This is a genomic window from Leptospira levettii (assembly GCF_002812085.1).
GTDB lineage: Bacteria > Spirochaetota > Leptospiria > Leptospirales > Leptospiraceae > Leptospira_A > Leptospira_A levettii.
Genome location: NZ_NPDM01000002.1, coordinates 671,957 through 690,084, shown reverse-complemented (window position 1 = coordinate 690,084; position 18,128 = coordinate 671,957). Strand labels below are relative to the sequence as shown.

The 18,128-nt window shown below is 38.3% G+C and carries 15 protein-coding genes; 11 read left to right on the top strand and 4 right to left on the bottom strand.

The window, feature by feature from the left end:
- Window positions 1–4: 4 nt before the first annotated feature.
- A complete protein-coding gene (carB, locus tag CH354_RS10940; RefSeq protein WP_100726516.1) occupies window positions 5–3,316 on the top strand; it encodes a carbamoyl-phosphate synthase large subunit in 3,312 nt (1,103 codons plus the stop codon).
- 84 nt (window positions 3,317–3,400) lie between these two features.
- Here carB and CH354_RS10935 read toward each other — a convergent pair whose 3' ends face one another.
- The 4 genes from CH354_RS10935 to ispG all read right to left on the bottom strand — a co-directional run bounded on the left by CH354_RS10935 (window position 3,401) and on the right by ispG (window position 8,945).
- Entirely contained in the window at window positions 3,401–3,856 is a 456-nt protein-coding gene (locus tag CH354_RS10935) for a DUF1499 domain-containing protein (RefSeq protein ID WP_100718038.1), read from the bottom strand.
- Between the two features lie 103 nt (window positions 3,857–3,959).
- Window positions 3,960–5,195 carry a hypothetical protein gene (locus tag CH354_RS10930; RefSeq protein ID WP_100726517.1) on the bottom strand — a complete coding sequence of 412 codons (1,236 nt, stop codon included), beginning with the start codon at window positions 5,193–5,195 and terminating at the stop codon, window positions 3,960–3,962.
- On the bottom strand, window positions 5,192–6,880 hold the full coding sequence (locus CH354_RS10925) for a DUF2339 domain-containing protein (protein WP_100726518.1): 1,689 nt from the start codon (window positions 6,878–6,880) through the stop codon (window positions 5,192–5,194). Before CH354_RS10925 ends, CH354_RS10930 begins: the two co-directional genes overlap by 4 nt.
- A 43-nt stretch (window positions 6,881–6,923) precedes the next feature.
- Window positions 6,924–8,945, bottom strand: coding sequence for a (E)-4-hydroxy-3-methylbut-2-enyl-diphosphate synthase (gene ispG, locus CH354_RS10920; protein WP_100726519.1), 2,022 nt, complete (start codon window positions 8,943–8,945; stop codon window positions 6,924–6,926).
- Window positions 8,946–9,086: 141 nt separating this feature from the next.
- On the opposite strand from ispG, the gene CH354_RS10915 reads away from it, so the two are divergent.
- Genes CH354_RS10915 through CH354_RS10870 form a run of 10 tightly spaced genes read left to right on the top strand, consistent with a single transcriptional unit; the run spans window position 9,087 to window position 18,059 of the window.
- Window positions 9,087–9,371 carry a hypothetical protein gene (locus CH354_RS10915; RefSeq protein WP_100718098.1) on the top strand — a complete coding sequence of 95 codons (285 nt, stop codon included), beginning with the start codon at window positions 9,087–9,089 and terminating at the stop codon, window positions 9,369–9,371.
- Entirely contained in the window at window positions 9,368–10,429 is a 1,062-nt protein-coding gene (gene mutY / locus CH354_RS10910) for an A/G-specific adenine glycosylase (RefSeq protein ID WP_100726520.1), read from the top strand. Before CH354_RS10915 ends, mutY begins: the two co-directional genes overlap by 4 nt.
- A 29-nt stretch (window positions 10,430–10,458) precedes the next feature.
- Window positions 10,459–13,182 carry a sensor histidine kinase gene (locus CH354_RS10905; RefSeq protein ID WP_100726521.1) on the top strand — a complete coding sequence of 908 codons (2,724 nt, stop codon included), beginning with the start codon at window positions 10,459–10,461 and terminating at the stop codon, window positions 13,180–13,182.
- Complete coding sequence (locus tag CH354_RS10900; RefSeq protein ID WP_012388280.1) at window positions 13,179–13,595, top strand: response regulator; 417 nt, start codon at window positions 13,179–13,181, stop codon at window positions 13,593–13,595. The genes CH354_RS10905 and CH354_RS10900 overlap by 4 nt, the downstream gene beginning before the upstream one ends.
- Before the next feature lie 21 nt (window positions 13,596–13,616).
- Entirely contained in the window at window positions 13,617–13,892 is a 276-nt protein-coding gene (locus tag CH354_RS10895) for a Smr/MutS family protein (RefSeq protein ID WP_100718044.1), read from the top strand.
- Complete coding sequence (cimA, locus tag CH354_RS10890; protein ID WP_100726522.1) at window positions 13,889–15,424, top strand: (R)-citramalate synthase CimA; 1,536 nt, start codon at window positions 13,889–13,891, stop codon at window positions 15,422–15,424. The genes CH354_RS10895 and cimA overlap by 4 nt, the downstream gene beginning before the upstream one ends.
- Window positions 15,421–15,987, top strand: a complete 567-nt coding sequence (pth, locus tag CH354_RS10885) for an aminoacyl-tRNA hydrolase (protein ID WP_100726523.1) — start codon at window positions 15,421–15,423, stop codon at window positions 15,985–15,987. Before cimA ends, pth begins: the two co-directional genes overlap by 4 nt.
- Before the next feature lie 3 nt (window positions 15,988–15,990).
- Window positions 15,991–16,575, top strand: a complete 585-nt coding sequence (locus tag CH354_RS10880) for a YqaA family protein (RefSeq protein WP_100718047.1) — start codon at window positions 15,991–15,993, stop codon at window positions 16,573–16,575.
- 1 nt (window position 16,576) lies between these two features.
- On the top strand, window positions 16,577–16,798 hold the full coding sequence (locus CH354_RS10875) for a hypothetical protein (protein ID WP_100718048.1): 222 nt from the start codon (window positions 16,577–16,579) through the stop codon (window positions 16,796–16,798).
- Window position 16,799: 1 nt separating this feature from the next.
- Window positions 16,800–18,059 carry a replication-associated recombination protein A gene (locus tag CH354_RS10870; RefSeq protein ID WP_100726524.1) on the top strand — a complete coding sequence of 420 codons (1,260 nt, stop codon included), beginning with the start codon at window positions 16,800–16,802 and terminating at the stop codon, window positions 18,057–18,059.
- Window positions 18,060–18,128: the final 69 nt, after the last annotated feature.

Sequence of the window (18,128 nt, the reverse complement as noted above, 5' to 3'; positions counted from 1 at the left end):
AACTATGCCGCAACGTAACGACTTAAAATCAATTTTGATCATCGGCTCCGGACCAATCGTCATCGGGCAGGCATGTGAGTTCGACTACTCAGGAACGCAGGCAACAAAAGCACTTCGGGAAAAAGGGATTCGAGTGATATTGGTAAACTCAAACCCTGCGACCATCATGACTGATCCTGATCTTGCAGATGCTACATACATTGAACCTCTCACCGTTCCCGTTCTCGAAAAAATCATCAAAAAAGAAAAACCAGATGCCATTTTACCAACAGTTGGTGGGCAAACTGCTCTCAATTTAGCTCTCGCCTTACATAGAGAAGGTGTATTAGAAAAATACAATGTAGAACTCATTGGTGCAAAAGTAGAAGCAATTCGAAAAGCAGAAGATAGAGAACTCTTTAAACTAGCGATGGAAAAACTTGGTATCCGAGTTGCTAAGTCTTTTATGGTGTCCGACATGGATGCAGCGAGAAAAGCAAAAGACGAAATCGGATTTCCCATCATCATCCGGCCTGCATTCACATTGGGTGGTACTGGTGGTGGAACTTGTTATGATGAATCTGAATTTGATGATATTGCTCAAAAAGGATTATCAGCATCTCCCATTTCACAGATCCTTGTAGAAGAATCTGTAATGGGTTGGAAGGAATTTGAATTAGAAGTAATGCGAGATTTAAATGATAACGTAGTTATCATTTGTTCCATTGAAAATTTAGATCCTATGGGTGTTCATACAGGAGACTCTATTACTGTTGCTCCACAACAAACGTTAAGTGATAAAGAATACCAAAGATTACGTGATATGTCGATTGATATCATCCGAGAAATAGGTGTGGAAACTGGTGGATCCAATATTCAATTTGCGGTTAACCCAGAAAATGGGGACGTAATTGTCATTGAAATGAACCCAAGAGTTTCTAGATCATCGGCTCTTGCTTCAAAAGCAACTGGATTTCCTATCGCAAAAATTGCAGCCTTGTTATCAATCGGATACACTTTGGATGAAATTCGCAATGATATCACTCGCGTAACTCCTGCTAGTTTTGAGCCTTCCATCGATTATGTTGTGACCAAAATCCCTCGATTTGCTTTTGAAAAATTTCCAGGTTCTGACAACACATTAGGTGTCCAAATGAAAGCTGTTGGGGAAGCAATGGCTATCGGTAGAAACTTTAAAGAAAGTTTTCAAAAAGCATTACGTTCACTTGAAACAGACCGATTTGGTTTTGGAAGTGATGGGTATTTAAAAGAACTGATGGAATGGGAAGCTGTTCCAAAAGAAGAAAGAAAAACATGGCTTACTGCGAAAGTTAAACGGCCAACTGACAAACGAATTTATTATGTAAAGATGGCATTTGATTTTGGAATGAGTGTCGAAGAAATCCATGAGATTTGTAAAATAGATCCATGGTTCTTATACCAATTTGAAGAACTTTTCCAATTAGAAAATAAATATCGAAAAGAAGGGAATGCCATCATTGAAGAAATGAAACAAGCTGGTTTCTCCAATAGACAACTTGCTTTCCTATCGAAGGAAGAACAGATTTTAGCACAAGTCCGAAGTGGTGCTGCTATTGATATCACCAAAGCAAAGGTTGATAAAACTTTAAGAGAAGAAGAAGAAAAAATTGAATCTTACTTAGAAGAGAAAAACATACATCCTGTTTATAAACGGATTGATACTTGTGCGGGTGAGTTTGAAGCATTTACTCCTTACATGTATTCTTCGTATGATGAAGAAGATGAATCTGATGTAACTTCTAAGAAAAAGGTTATGATCCTCGGTGGTGGACCAAACAGAATTGGGCAAGGAATCGAATTTGATTATTGTTGTTGTCATGCATCCTTTTCTTTACAGGAAGCTGGTGTTGAGTCCATCATGGTAAACTCCAATCCTGAAACAGTTTCCACAGATTACGATACATCGGACAGGTTGTATTTTGAGCCACTCAGTTTAGAAGACGTGATGGCAATTTTCAAAAAAGAAAGGCCTGATGGTGTGATTGTGCAGTTAGGTGGGCAAACGCCACTCAAACTAGCTAAATCCTTGGAAAAAAGAGGAGTCCCAATTCTTGGAACAAGCCCTGATTCCATTGACCGAGCAGAAGATCGAAAACGATTTGCTGAAGTATTAGATAAATTAAATTTAAAATCACCAGAAAACGGAATTGCTTCTTCTAAAGACAAGGCAAGAGAAATCGCAAGAAAAATCGGTTATCCAGTGCTCGTTCGACCTTCTTATGTGTTAGGTGGTCGAGCTATGTTGATTGTCAATGAAGAAACAGAATTAGACAAATACATGGAAGAAGCTGAAGAGGTTTCTGAAGATAGGCCACTACTTGTAGATTCCTTTTTACAAGATGCGACGGAAGTAGACGTAGATGCTTTATGTGATGGAAAGGATGTGTTTATCGCAGGTATTATGGAACATATTGAGGAAGCAGGGATCCACTCTGGTGATTCCGCATGTGTATTACCTCCTCAAAGTATCTCCCAACGAATGATCCAAGAAATTGAAGAAGCAACATACCGACTTGCATTGGAATTAGATGTTAAGGGTCTTATCAATGTGCAATATGCAATTAAAGATGAAACTCTCTATGTCCTAGAAGTAAATCCAAGAGCATCAAGAACAGTTCCATTTGTTGCAAAATCAATCGGAATCCCAGTTGTAAAAATTGCCGTTAGACTTATGTTAGGTGAATCTTTGGCGTCTTTCAAATTAGGAAAGCGTTTTTCTGCTCCGATGATCACTGTAAAAGAAGCTGTTTTGCCATTTAGTAAATTCCCAGGTGTAGATACAATCCTTGGTCCAGAAATGAGATCAACTGGAGAAGTGATGGGAGTTGCCTCCACAAAAGGAGAAGCTTTTGTCAAAGCTCAGATTATGGCAGGGGAAGAACCTCCAAAACATGGAACTGTTTTTGTTACCATCAATGATAAAACCAAAAAAGAATTATTAGAACCTGTTAGGTCATTGTCAAATTTGGGTTATAATATCATTGCGACAGAAGGAACTCATAAGTTTTTATCTGATAATGGAATTTTATCGAGTAAAATTAATAAAATCTACGATGGTTATTTTCCAAATGTAATTGATTACATCAAAGAGAAAAAAATCCATTTAATCATCAACACTCCTTTGTCCAGAGTCACAAGAGAAAATGCATTTACGATTCGCCAAGCGGCAATTAAATACAAAGTGCCTTGTCTCACAACATCCCAAGCTGCAAAAGCTTTGATTCATGGACTAGTGGAAATGAAAGATAAAGGGTATTCAGTAAATTCATTACAGGAAATTCATAAAAAGAAATAAAGAAAATCGATACGATTCTTAAGCTTTTTTAGTTTGGAATCGTATCTACTTTCTCTTATGAAATCTTAACTTACAATTAAAGATTTAAATTTGAATGTCCTTTAAGAGGGTTTCAATTCGTTTTCGGTTCAATCCCAAATCAGACTTTCCGAGTCTAGAAGCTGATCGAAAGTGTAATTGTTTTGTTTTTTCATCAAAATAAAACTCTACGTCATCCACATAACGCATGATAAGGGTTGTAAATTCGATATATAGGTAATTGTTTTCTTCTTTAATGATTTTGGTTCTAGGGTGGTTTAGAATTCTTTCCTTTAAAATGGAAATTGCCTCTGCTGTTGGTTTTTGATACGATACTGAACTTCGATAGTGTTCTTTGTCCGTAGGATCTGAATAACTACTAATGCAGTTTGGTGTTTTTGGACATTCTAATAATTTTCCAGATCGAATTCCCAAATTGTCTGGTCTTGTTCCCGTACAATTCAAAATGAAGAGTAAGGTGAGTATACCTATAAGGTTTGTTGTATAGTTTAGTTGTTTCATATTTATCCCCTATTGAACCTGTTTGAATCTTTGCAAATTTTTTGGAACCTGGCAAATCCTTTGTCATTAGAATGGTTTCAAATGAAATGCCAGAATACTTTTGTTAGACTGTTTCACTGGCAACAAGTCGTTTTGATCGTAAAATCGAAAAGATAAACACAAGAAGTGTTCCTATTCCGAGATAAAAAAGTCCAGTTGTGATATATCCAGACATGGGAGGGTAAATCAAATTATATCCAAATTCTGCATTCTCAACTTCCTTGGTTAATTTGCCTTCCAGTGGAGTTTTTTCCCTCAAATCATCAGAAGAGGGGAAAGTGTAAGGATCAAAATTGGCAGGCCATTGGTATGGATTTCCATAATACAAACTGTAATGTGAATCTTTGGTAAGGTTATCCGCAAAAAATAATATCTCCTCTAATGGTTGTACGGTGACCACTTCCTTTAAATGTAAGGTTTGATTTTCTCCGTCTTCAATTTGGATTGTAAATTCGGAGCTCAATGGAGAAGAGATTGGGATTTCTGCAAAATTTCCCTCTTTTTCATCATGGTTGATAGTACCTTGGAATACTGTGTCCCATTCTTTTTTATTTATTTTCCCTCGAACTGTAATCATACGTTCCCAATTTTTTTCTTCAAAAGATAGTTTAAGTTTCTGGAAACTAGTTTGGTTTTCATTGGGGAATGAAAAAAGCACTGCATTTTCTTCGAGTAATGGATTGGGCACTTGGTGTTTTTTTTCAAAATATAAGTGTTTATTTTCTTTTGAGCGTGTGACGGACGGAAATTTTAAATTGGATCCATTTTCCACTTCTAATCGAACGTATCGGTATTTGGTATTTCCTAAATCAATTTCTCCAGAAGTCTGTGAACCATATTTGTACAAAAATACATTTTTCGTTTCTGAAAAACTGTCTGGATTATCACCTAACTTAAGTGTGATAGAGGTTTCGTAATCATATGAACTCGTCACTGTCAATTTTGAGTAGGACATTCCTTCCGGAAGTTTTGGTAGTTCTAATACATAAATTTCCATTTCATCTTTTTTGGTGAAAAGTAAATCTGGTTTTAGTTTTTCCGTGTATTTGCTAATTTCTTCAGCATTTTGAATTCTGTAAGGAACAATTTCTCCATTTAGAGTCAAACGTAAATCGCCATAAAAAGAATGTTTATAAAACTCTTCATCGAGCAAAACTTTCACAATTTGACTCTCTCCCATTTTGGAAGGGAGTGTGATGTCTTTTTTATATTTAAAATTCTCAACAGGTAAGGGTCTTGCGAAAATGTTTGTTGCCGTAAGTAAAATGATCAGTAATGAAATTGTGTATGAAGTTTTCATGTAGTTTCCTTTTTGATTCGATTGTAAAACGTTCCTGTAACGATAAGAGTGATTCCTAAAAACAAACCTGCTAGGATACGGTATCCAAGCGATAAGTTCCAAAAATCATATAAATAAAATTTAGCAACAACAAGGGCCAAAGAAACAAATCCAACCACTTTTATGGAGTGAATGTGTTTTTTGAATCCAATCACGAGTGTTGCAAATCCATAAAAAATCAAACAAATCGTGTATAAAAACATTCGTTTTTCTTCAGGGAAACCTAAATGGATTTCTACAAAGTTTCCCAGTAGGAAATAAGGATAAGCAGCGTATAAAAATAGTTTTGAAAAATTGGAAAAATGTCTACTGTACCAATACGATAATACTAAATACAAACTGCCCGTCGTAAAAATGAGAAATCTACCATTTAGAAAAGGAACTTCATTGTATGTTCGATAGGTAAACGCGAAAATATAAAACAAAGCAAAAAACCAAACAGGGAATGTTGCCAAATACATATACAATTGTTTGGAATACGTTGCTGCTATTGTCACAACAAATGCAAAACTAATCAGGCTAAATGCCAATACTTTACCTGTCATTCCCATCACAATCACGCTGATAATGAGTGGTAATCCAAAAAGGCTTATGATATCGTACACTTTTTTTGTTTCACTCGTAAGTGTGATTTCACGGAGAGACCTTTGGTAGATTCCATAAAATACGATGAGGACAAGGGTTAGGAGAAAAGGTTTTAGTGTAGGGTAAAAGATTCCAAACATCCAAAAGGATTGGATAAAACCAAGACCTAACGTAAGTCCGATAGTAACCAATGTTAGGTTTGGATTGTTGTCGATGGTTCTTTTTAAAACATCGAATTCTCGAAGTAAAAATAGAAGGTATACACCCAATTGGAAGATGAATGGAAAAAAGATCTTAGATTCTTCTAATTTGGATTCTGCCCAGGTTGCAAAAATTAAGTGATTTGCGATTAGGATGAGTAAAGGGATTACCTTCCAAGGCATTTCCTTGCGGATAAAGAAGAATAATACGTTCCAAATGAGTAAATAGGTAAATAAAAATGGATAAGAGTTTTGTCCTGTGGAAACTAAAATGGGGGAAAGGAACACACCCAAACTCGCAAATCCAAATAATACTTCACTTTTTTCAGCGTAAGAAATTCCAACAGCTGTTAGGCTTAATAGGATCAGTCCAACAAAACAAGTTTCCGTACCATACAAATCATACCAAACATATCCTGAATAATAAGCTGAAAATAAGACTGCAATCCCAAGTCCAAATAAACTTGGTGAAAGATAAGGTCTTGTTATCCTTGTTTTGTAACCATACCAGAGGATGGGAAGAGATGAGAGAATACCAATCCAAATGCGAACGGATTCGTTGATCCAATATTCTTCGATTGCTAGATAAAAAAACCAAATCGACGCAAGGATGAGTGAAAACACACCTAGTTTTACAAATAAATTTTGTCCTATCCATTGGATAAACCAATTGGGACCTTCTTCAATCGAGACAGGTTCGGTTTCTTCTATAACAAGTGTTTGTTTTGGACTTTCAAATGATTCCGATTTGGATATCACTTTTGGTTCTGATAGAGAAAGGACTTTTTCTTTTAAGAAAAAAAGTTCCTTCTCCATCGATTGGATTTTGGATAAAATTTCTTTTTTTTCTTTTTCTTCCACCTGGGTGAAGTTACAGATGGAAGAAACAAAAGGAAACTATTTTTTATTCTGGATCGTTCCACATCCCATTTTCACGAATGAGTTCGATGAGTAGGTCGGGAGCTTCCGTTTCAGAGACTCCTTTTTTTACAATTTCTTTCCCTTTGTAGAGGTGGACTTTACCAATTCCTGCCCCAACATATCCAAAATCAGCATCTGCCATCTCACCTGGTCCATTCACAATACATCCCATCACAGCAATTTTTACACCTTTTAGATGGCCCGTTTTTTCTTTGATTTTTGCTGTTGTTGTTTGTAAGTCAAACATGGTCCTTCCACACGAAGGGCAGGAAATGTATTCTGTTTTGGTAAGTCTAAGCCGAGTTGCTTGCAAAATATCAAAATTTAAATGCAAACATTCTTCTGCTTCTCCGTCACCGTAGGATAGTCTGATGACATCTCCAATTCCATCTAATAAACTTCCTCCTGCTTGGATCGAAGCATCATACATCAATTGGTCTTTGTTCTTTCCAGAAACATTTAATACAATGGGGTAATCGGATTCTCTTAATAAGAATGCTAGTTTTCGGGTTGTGAGTAAGTCACCATCTGAAGTTGAAAAAAGAATATTTTCAATTTTTCTTTTTTTGCATTCTTTTAAGACAATAGACACCTGCTCAACATTAGATGATGAAAAAGTCCATTCCACTGATCGTTTGTCTTTTGCATATCGATGTACAAATTGTAAAAGGTCATCCCAGGATTCTTCCGATTCTTTTAAAAAGAGAGAAGGGGAGATGACCCATTTTTGAAACTTATACAAATCTTCAGCAAAGGTATCATACTGGTACATTAGTTCTTCAGAAAGTGCGATGGAAACAGGTAATGGGAATGATCCTCTCCTTACCATCGTTCCAAGAGTTAGTAAATCGAATTCGGAATCAATGTTAAAATGAATCAGTTCTGGAACTCGACCTGATTTGCTTCCCCTTTGGATGAGATGCAGGACTTCTTCTGCAGTTCCTTCTCCAAAAAAAGGAAAACAGGATTCAATCCTAACTGGATTTGTATCACCAATTTTTGTTTCCCCAACTGCAATTTCTTTGGAATAAAACCGAGAGTATTGGTAAGGGTCTCGAAATTCCGAATATATGCTATCTCGCACCACTGGATTTTCTTTTGCCGTTAAGGAATGAAAATAGAGATTGTTATATTTTTGAACCAGTTCTTTCGCAACGGGGATTTCAAAAATGGCATCTTCTGTTAATGAGACACGAATTGTATCACCCAGACCATCTTCCAGTAAACTTCCGATTCCGATCGCTGATTTGATCCTTCCATCTTTACCATCTCCGGCCTCTGTCACACCTAAGTGGAGTGGATAATCCATTCCTAAGTCATAAAATCTAGCAACTAACATACGGTAAGCTTGTATCATGACTTGAGGATTGGATGCTTTCATGGAAACAACAATGTCTCGATACGAATTTTTTTCAGCAATTCGGATGAATTCCAATGCAGACTCTACCATTCCAAGAGGTGTGTCCCCAAATCGATTCATAATACGATCCGATAAACTTCCATGGTTCGTTCCAATTCTCATGGCAACACCAAGTTCTTTGGCTCTTAATACAAGAGGAGTGAATACTTCTTCAATCCGTTCTAGTTCTTCATTATAATCTTTGTCAGTGTATTCGATGATCTCAAATTTTTTTTTGTCAGCAAAGTTTCCTGGGTTGATGCGCACCTTTTCAACCCATTCCACACATTTTAATGCAACTTGTGGTGTGAAGTGGATATCAGCTACAAGAGGAACTTTTAGACCAAGTTCTTTCATCCGTTTTCGGATATTTGGTAAGTTATCTGCATCAGCTTGACTAGGTACTGTTAGGCGAACGATTTCCGAACCAGCTTTCTCTAAATCTGAGATTTGTTGGATACTCGCATCCGTATCTCTTGTGTTAGATGTGATCATCGATTGGACACGGATTGGGTTTTTCCCTCCAATTCCAACATCTCCCACTTTCACTTCTCTTGTAGGTCTTCTTCTGTAAAAAAATGGCGATTCGTTATATTTGGTGCTCATTTGAATCTTATGTTCTCATTATCTAGGAAATTAAATTCGAAAATTTGGGCAAGCAGTATGAAAAAAATCTGTGGCTTTCAATTTCACTACCTTCCAAACCGAAAATCAATTTAGGAAGAAAACCTGGGCTTTTTGGAACCAATGAATACGGAAGTAAAACAAGGATTACAACGCAAATACCGAGTGCAGGTGACTGTAGCGATTTACCGTGAGGGAAATTTGTCTTACAAAAGTGAAATTTTATCACCTGCCTATTATGATAAAAGACAAGAAGCTCGTGACCACATCCGTCAGGAAATCCGCGAACGATTGGCTCATTCCAAATTTTTCCGATCCACCCGTTTGGATTATGACTTGGTTCGGTATACGGAAGAGGGAAGTTGTAATACCTACCTTCGTTATAGCATACAAGATTCGGACATTTGAGCCCACAGAAAAAACTTCACGATTGGTATTTATTACACAAACGTGACTTACCTTTTCGTAAAAAAAAACAAGCATATCCCATTTGGATTTCTGAGGTGATGTTGCAGCAAACAAGAGTTGCGGCGATGTTACCCTTGTTTGAAAATTTCCTAAGACGTTTTCCAAACCCAGAAGAGTTGGCTAAGGCAAGTGAAGAAGAAGTCCTTGCTCATTGGAAGGGCCTTGGGTATTATAGCCGTGCTCGGAACATACGAAAAGCTGCCATTCAAATTGTCAATTTGTACAATGGTTCCTTTCCAAAAGACTTAGAATTGGTATTAAAGTTACCAGGCATTGGGAATTATACAGCACGTGCTATTTTATCGATTGCCTATGATTTACCTTATGCAGTACTTGATGGAAATGTAAAACGCGTGCTTTCGCGTTACACTGGTTATGTGAAAAACATTCTAGGTCCAAAAGCAGATTTAGAACTGCAGGAAAAGGCAAATGAATTTTTAAACTTGGAATTTCCTGGTGACCATAACCAAGCCATGATGGAACTTGGGGCAACAATCTGCTTACCTGAATCACCTAAATGTTTGGTTTGTCCACTCATGGAAGGATGTTTTGCTAGAATCCATGGGAAAACAAAAGAAATCCCCATTCGCGAAAAAAATCAAAAACAAATTGTTTTGCAAGGTGAGATATGGATTGTCCAGAAGGACGATGTTTACCTCCTCATTAAAGAACATAAAAATCGATTTTTAAAAGGTATGTTCCATCTTCCCTATGGTTTTTTAGGTGAACTACCTAACAATGAATATCATCCTTCCGATTTTTTTCATTTTTTAGGATCGTATCAAGGACAATGCCAAAACTTAGGAACCATCAAACATACCATCACTCATCATAAATTAGAATATTCTGTTCCCCATTTAAAATTAAATCAGACAATGGAATTGGAAACTTTTTTGAAAACATCGAATATTGAATTTAAATGGGTAAAACTGGATTCACTTGAAACCGAGTTCCCTTCCTCACTTGCAAAGAAAGTAAAAAAGATTTTGCTTTACTAATTTAAAATACCACCTACGATTTTTTGGTCATGGCAGAGATCATCGTTTGGTTAGAGTTTGTCATTTCCAAAATCCCACTGCCTATTTTAGAAGTCTGGGGTCGATTTTCGTTTTTATTGGGATCTCTCATTGCAGTTTTTGCTTATACTGGATTTACATTTAGGAATGGAAAACAATTCCGGATCTCGAGGGAAGTCTGGACATGGAATCTCAAAAGTTTCTATTTTTTTCTCATTACCTTTATCTCCATATTTGCAACTGGTTATTTAGGGAGTTCCATTGTCCTCATCCCTGGAGCACAGACCTTAGAAAGTCTTAAGGATTTATCTGTTTTTTTATGCCTTAATTTTTTTGGATACCCAGCATTACTTGCAGTGCCTTTTGCTTATGGTCTATCCGATTTGATCGAAGGGGTTCCTCCAGACTTTTTATGGGACTGGTTACTTGGGTATTTCATTAATCCATCCATGTTTTGGCTCTCTTACCAAATGATTGGTAAGTCACCAAATTTTAGTAAGGTGAGAGTCTGGATTTATTATTTCATATTTGTTTTTTTGTTTTTATTACTCGAACCGTTTTTATGGGGGTTTTTATGTTCCAAACAATTTGGATCTGAAATTTCCTATCATACCATTAGTTCAGCTCTTATTTTCACAACTGGAATCACCTGGATCCTAGCTCCGCTCATCACTTTTTTGTTGTTTCCCATTGTTAAAAAAATTGGATATTTTTGGGCTGAGATCCCATTCCAAGTAAAGGAAGTTAGCATCACAGAACCAAGAATGGTTTGGGTATCAGCATCGAATCTTGGGCCTTCAAATGAACAATATGCTGAAGATAGAACCGGGATATCCTTACAATTATTCATTGTGGCACCATTTGTTTGTTTGGTTTTGTTATTAGTTGGGATTACATCGTATGTGACTTTAAAAAATGCAGAAGAATCTGCATACCATATGGTTGAAATTTTACACAAACAATGGTCAAAAAACATTCAATTACAATTATCAGAATTGGAATCAAGTACTGGCTCCATAAACGCAAGTCCCATTTTACTCCAACAATTATTGGATGTTTCCATGGTGAACACCCAAGGAAAAGTGTACTTGTTGGATTCTCACCTAACACTCATTTCTAGTCTATCGAACGAACCAAAATCTTCTCGTCTTTTGGAAACTTTACGTGTCGAATTAAAAAAACAAGCAAGTGACCTTCATTACCCAGAAACACATTTGAGTTTTTCTGTTGTGACAAAAAAACCACTATCGAGAGAAAATTGGAATGCCAATGTTTCGAGATTCGAAATCCCAAAAGAAAAAAAATCCATCTACCTAGTTACACTGTTTCCTTATTCCTTTTATTTGAGTGGAGTGTATACAGGGAATAGTGAGTCAGCTATGGTATTTGCTTGGGCCATTCTTTTGAGTCTGATCCTAGCTGTAGTTTTGGCAGAACTTGTCACACGTCCAATTTTACGATTTTCTTCTGCATCCAAATCACTGGCAAAAGGAGATTGGGACTTTCCTGTGGGTGAGAGTATGATTGCTGAGCTCCGAGGGCTTTCGGATGCATTCCGTTTTATGTCGAGGGAATTAAAATCCAGTTTCGAAAGGGTGAGTGCAAGCCAAAGGATGGTGATGGAAACCAATACTAATTTGGAAAAAATCGTCAATGACCGAACGGTTGCTCTTATGGAAAGTAACAAGAATTTACTGGAAACCATTGCCACCAAAGAACGAATTTTACTCGATCTACATAATGCACAAAACCAGTTATTACTCAGTGAAAAATTAGCAGCACTAGGACAATTTGCAGCAGGCATCACTCATGAATTGAATACACCACTTGGTGCAATTTCTTCCAGCGTGCGTGCCATGTCGGAAATTTTAAAAAAGGATATCCTACTCCTTCCACAATTTTTGGAAAAATTAAACCATGATGAATTGGAAGACTTTCAAACATTACTCATGTTAAGTGTTAATTTTGGAGATAGAAGTTCTGGTCTTATGAGTCGAGCGGAAAAAAAGGAAAGGATGGCACAACTCAAAGAAAAAAATATTCCCAATCCTGAAGATATACTCGACCATCTAACATCAATTGGAGTCACTATCTGGGACTCTCAAATCTTTTCCATTATAGAAAAACCAGGAGCGAATCTCTTATTACAAAATGTTGTGACTTTGGGAAGTTTGTATCGATTGGTGTACGTGGTTCAATCTGCTACGGAAAAAGCCTCACATGTAGTGAATGCACTCAAACATTATTTGTATACCGACCAATCTGTTGCCGACACTAACTCACAACATGTGAATATTCCTTCAGAATTGGATTCAATTTTAACTTTATACCAGGCAAAAATTAAAAAAGATGTGGAAATCATTAAGAACTATTTTACATCTGATTCTTGTTTGGCGGATCGAGATAAACTCAACCAAGTTTGGATCAATTTAATCAATAATGCTTTACAAGCAATGGATTATAAGGGTAAAATTAGAATCTCAGTCACAACAGAATCAGACTTTATCCTAACATCGATTAAGGATAATGGTAAAGGAATTGATCCCGAAATCCAAGACAAAGTTTTTTTGCCTTTTTTTACGACAAAAAAACATGGAGAGGGGATTGGGCTTGGGCTTGACATTTGTAAACAAATCGTGGAAAAAATGAATGGAAAAATTGATTTTATTTCAGATCCTACTGGAACGGAATTCAGGGTGTACATACCAAAAGTAATGGAAGGGGAAAGAGTTTGAATTTATCGCAGATCAAAAACGAGAAAAATGCCATTCTATGTGTTGATGATGAACCAATCCTCCTTCTTTCTCTCGTACAAGAACTCAAAAGAGAGATCGGGGGCAGTTACACATATGAAACGGCTCAAAACCCAGAAGAAGCCATGGAAGTGATTGATGACCTCTGCCAATCAGGTGTGGAAGTGATTCTCATTTTATCGGACTGGCTCATGCCCGGGATGCGGGGAGACGAATTTCTCATCAAAGTCCACCAAAAATACCCTCACATCAAATCCATCCTCATTTCTGGGCATGCAGACAGGGATGCAATCAACCGTGTAAAAGAAGAAGCCAAAACCTATGCGATTTTTTCCAAACCTTGGAATACCAAGGAACTATTGGATGCAGTTCGTTTCTGTTGCAATTTGACCTAAGTCCATTTTTTTGGACTTACGGTGCGTACCATTTACATTCGTAAACTCCGATTCGAAGAAGCTCGGACCAAACTCGAGAGGGAACTCCATGAAGCCTTTATGGATGGGGAAACCTATGTGGAAATCCTACATGGAATCGGGGAAGGGGTATTACGCCGAATGGCGATTGACTACGTGACTAGCTCAGGGTTTTTGAAATTAGTGGAATCCGATCCAATGTTTCGGCAGAACCCAGGTAGTACCCTTGTGGAAATCCTCGCACCTTCCAAAGAATACATCAATCGATTGAAAGCATGACAGAACCAAATTCCAAAATAGAAATTTTAGACGTAACCTTACGGGATGGGGAACAAACCAATGGTGTATCATTCTCTTGGCAACAAAAGCTAAACATCACCAAACACCTTTTAAAGGATCTAAAAACTGACAGAGTAGAAATTGCGAGTGCAAGAGTTTCCCCTGGAGAATTTGAAGCTGTTAGGAAAATCATTGAATGGGCAAAAGGAGAAGGTCTTCAGGACCGGATTGAGATTTTAGGATTTGTTGACGTAGACAAAACTGTGGAGTGGATGAAGGGCACTGGGGTTAAGGTTTTAAACCTTTTGACAAAAGGATCACTTAATCACCTAACAAACCAATTGCGAAAAACTCCCGAAGAACATTTTTCCGATATCAAACAAACTGTGGAATTTGCTCAAGAAGCCGGGATCACAGTGAATGTTTATTTAGAAGACTGGTCCAATGGATACTTACATTCCAGAGATTACGTCATTCAATACTTACAAACAGTTTCCAAATTTCCTATCAAACGTTTTTATTTAGCCGATACATTGGGTGTTTTATCCCCCGAAGAAGTGCGAACCGCGGTGACAGATCTTGTTAGCCTATTTCCCAATTTATGGTTTGAGTTTCACGGGCATAATGATTATGACCTAGCTGTTGCAAATTGTTTGGAAGCAGTGAAAGCAGGGGTTCGAGGACTCCATGTCGCTGTGAACGGTCTTGGGGAACGAGCTGGGAATTCTCCACTGGAAGCGGTAGTGACTGCCCTTCATGACAAAACCAAATTTAGAACCTCAGTTGTCGAAAAGGAAATCACAAGTTCCTCAAGACTTGTGGAAGTATTTTCAGGAAAACGAATCTCGGATAACAGACCGATTGTGGGAGAAGATGTATTCACACAAACAGCAGGTGTCCATGCCGATGGAGACAAAAAGGGTAATTTATATGCAAATCCCATCCTTCCCGAACGATTTGGAAGGAGCCGTGTTTATGCACTCGGTAAGTTAGCAGGGAAAGCAAGTATCACCGAGAACTTAAAACAATTGGGAATGGTGCTTTCCCCTGAGATCGAAAAGAAGGTTCTCGCAAGGGTCATCGAACTTGGGGACCAAAACAAAACTGTCACCAAAGAAGATTTACCTTATATCATTTCTGATATCACAGGGGAAAACTTAGAATCTAGTTTTCGGATCGAAACATGTACAGTCACAAGTGGCATTGGTGTCAAACCAAAGGCGGAAGTGAAAGTGATGTACCAAGGCAAACTCTATGAAGGAAAAGGAGAAGGGGATGGTGGTTACGATGCGTTTATGAATGCCCTCGGAACCATCTTAAAAACCTTGAAGATCCAAATCCCAAAACTCTTTGATTATGAAGTGAGGATTCCACCTGGTGGGAATACCAATGCACTCGTGGAGACTGTCATCACTTGGAAAAAAGAGGGAGAAGGTCACCCCATCCGCACAATCGGTATTGATTCGGACCAACAGGTTGCTGCAGTCAAAGCCACCGAACGAATGTTACATATAATTCTTGGGAGTTTATGATTCACTTTTTAATTGTTGGTCTTGGAAATCCTGGAGACAAATACAAAAACACCAGGCATAATATTGGGTTTATGATCTTAGATGTTTTGGCTTCCGAATTTGGTGTGTCCTTTAAGGACGCCAAAAAATATGCTGAAACCACACATACTTGGGAAGGTGATAAAATCCATTTACTAAAACCTTTGGAGTTTATGAACCTCTCGGGCAAAGCGACACAAACTCTTGCCAATTTGTATAAAATTCCACCCTCACAAATCCTTGTGGTCCAGGACGAAGTCGATTTGCCATTTGGAAAAATCAAAAACAAAATTGGTGGGGGAACTGCTGGCCATAATGGTCTAAAAGATATCGTGGCAAAACTCGGGTCCCAAGAATTCCATCGGCTACGGTTTGGTGTGGGCAAACCGGAAAAAGGGGGGATGGACGTGGCTGACTTTGTTTTACAAAACTTCTACGCGGAAGAAAAAACACAGTTGCAGGCACTCATCAAAGACTCTGTTTCCAAAATCGAAGATTGGATCCGAACGAGTCGTAACCTCCTTTTAAAAGAAACCAAGGCATAACAAATGTCAAAAGAACAAGAGACATCCATCAATCTACGAACCTTATTTTTTCAAACCATTCTTTCGATTGTAATCGTTCTCGCCATTGTGTTTGGCCTTGCTTATTTTTTTCGTAAAGAACTACTTGGGTTTAGCGAACACTTTGTCCGAATTTTTGGATTCCTCGGACTATTCATTGGAATGATCCTTTCCGATAGCCTACCTGCCTTTGTCCCACCCGATGCTTTTTTGATGTTAGCCATTACAGGAGAGATGGACCCTCTAAAGACCATTTTATCGATGTCAGTTGGTAGTATCATTGGTGGAACCATTGCCTATTACATTGGGCTTTATCTTATCCCAAGATTCCATTTGGGCCGGCAAATGGTTTTACACTACGAAGACAAACTCCTTCCTTACATTCGAAAGTACGGATTTGGTGCCGTGGTTCTCAGTGCCCTGACTCCGATTCCGTATTCTTGGATGGCATATACAGTTGGAACGTTTAAGATGCCATACCGATTGTTTTTTCTCGGGTCTCTCTTTCGGTTTGTTCGTATCTCTGTTTATTTTTATGCTATGTACATCGGTTGGATCACGGGAGGTTAAGATGACCGAGGAACGACTATTCCCTAAGTCAGTCGACGAAGTGATTTTAGAAAAAGTCAGGTTTTTCTTTTTACCAGATAGGACTGCAGCTTTTGTCAAAAACCTGATCGATGGAAAGGTTTCCGAACGTGCTCTTATCTGTTGCCATTCAGGTTGTGATGTGTGTAATGAAACCATTTACAACTGTTATATGGCAGTGAAAAAGGAATTGGATTTAAACTAAATTGGATTCCCTTTTTTCTCATTCCAAACAAGTCCCTCTTGCCCACTTGGTGAGGCCAAAAACTTGGTCCGAATTTGTGGGCCAATCAAAAGTGGTCTCTGCCTTACGTTCCATTTCAAAACCCACATCCATTTTATTCTATGGTCCACCCGGTACTGGGAAAACCACTCTTGCACACCTCCTTGCCGAATCTTGGAAATTGGAAAAACGATACTTAAGTTGTGTGACAAGTGGCGTCAAAGAAGTAAGGGAAGTGTTGGAAGAAGGGAAACGACTTGGCACCATTGTCCTTTTTTTGGATGAGATCCACAGGTTCTCTTCTTCCCAACAGGATGCGTTGTTATCAGCTGTGGAAGAAGGGGAAATTATCCTCATTGCCGCCACCACTGAAAATCCAAGTTTTCGAGTGAATAAGGCCTTACTCTCTCGTATGTTGGTCTACCGGCTCACGACTCTCACGGAAGAAGAAGAGGACCAAATATTTTCCTCCTGCCTAACCAAACAAAACTCAAATCGAACGATTCCAGAAGTGGTGAAACAGGAACTCTTTCGAAGGAGTGCTGGGGATGCACGAAAACTCCTTGGGTATCTAGAACGAATCTTAAGTGCCACAAAGGAAGGGGAAGAGGTCACAGAAGAAAAGTTATCCGTCATCCTTGGGGACACCCTTGTTACCTATGATAAAAATAGTGAAAGCCATTATGATATCATTTCAGCTTTTATCAAATCCCTTCGGGGCAGTGATCCGGATGCTGCTTTATTCTATTTGGCGCTCATGCTCGAGGGTGGGGAAGACCCACTTTTTATTGCTAGGAGGCTTGTGATTTTTGCCAGTGAAGATGTAGGAAATGCAAGTGTACATGCTCTTCCTCTCGCAATTGCTACTTGGCAGGCGGTAGAACGTGTAGGAATGCCAGAAGGAAGAATCTCTCTTGGGCAATGTACCACTTTCCTTGCGTCCGCACCAAAGTCTAATGCAAGTTATGTGGCAATCAATGAAGCATTGGCCTTTGTGAAGGCAAGGAATCGTTCCTTCCAAATCCCAAACCATTTACGAAATGCACCCACTGCCACTCACCGTAACGAAGGAGCGGGAGAAGGTTACAAATACCCACATGATTTTCCAGGACATTTCCTGAAAGAACGATACTTCCCTGAGTCCTTTTATCCGAACCCACCAAGTTTTTATTCTCCTTCCAACCAAGGGATGGAGAAAAATCTAAAAGAACAATTGGAAAGGTTATGGGGAGACCGGTATTGAGAGTTTATCTCAAAAATTAGAGATTTTGCCTCCCATCGCGAAAAATACACGAAAACAAAGGGGAAATTC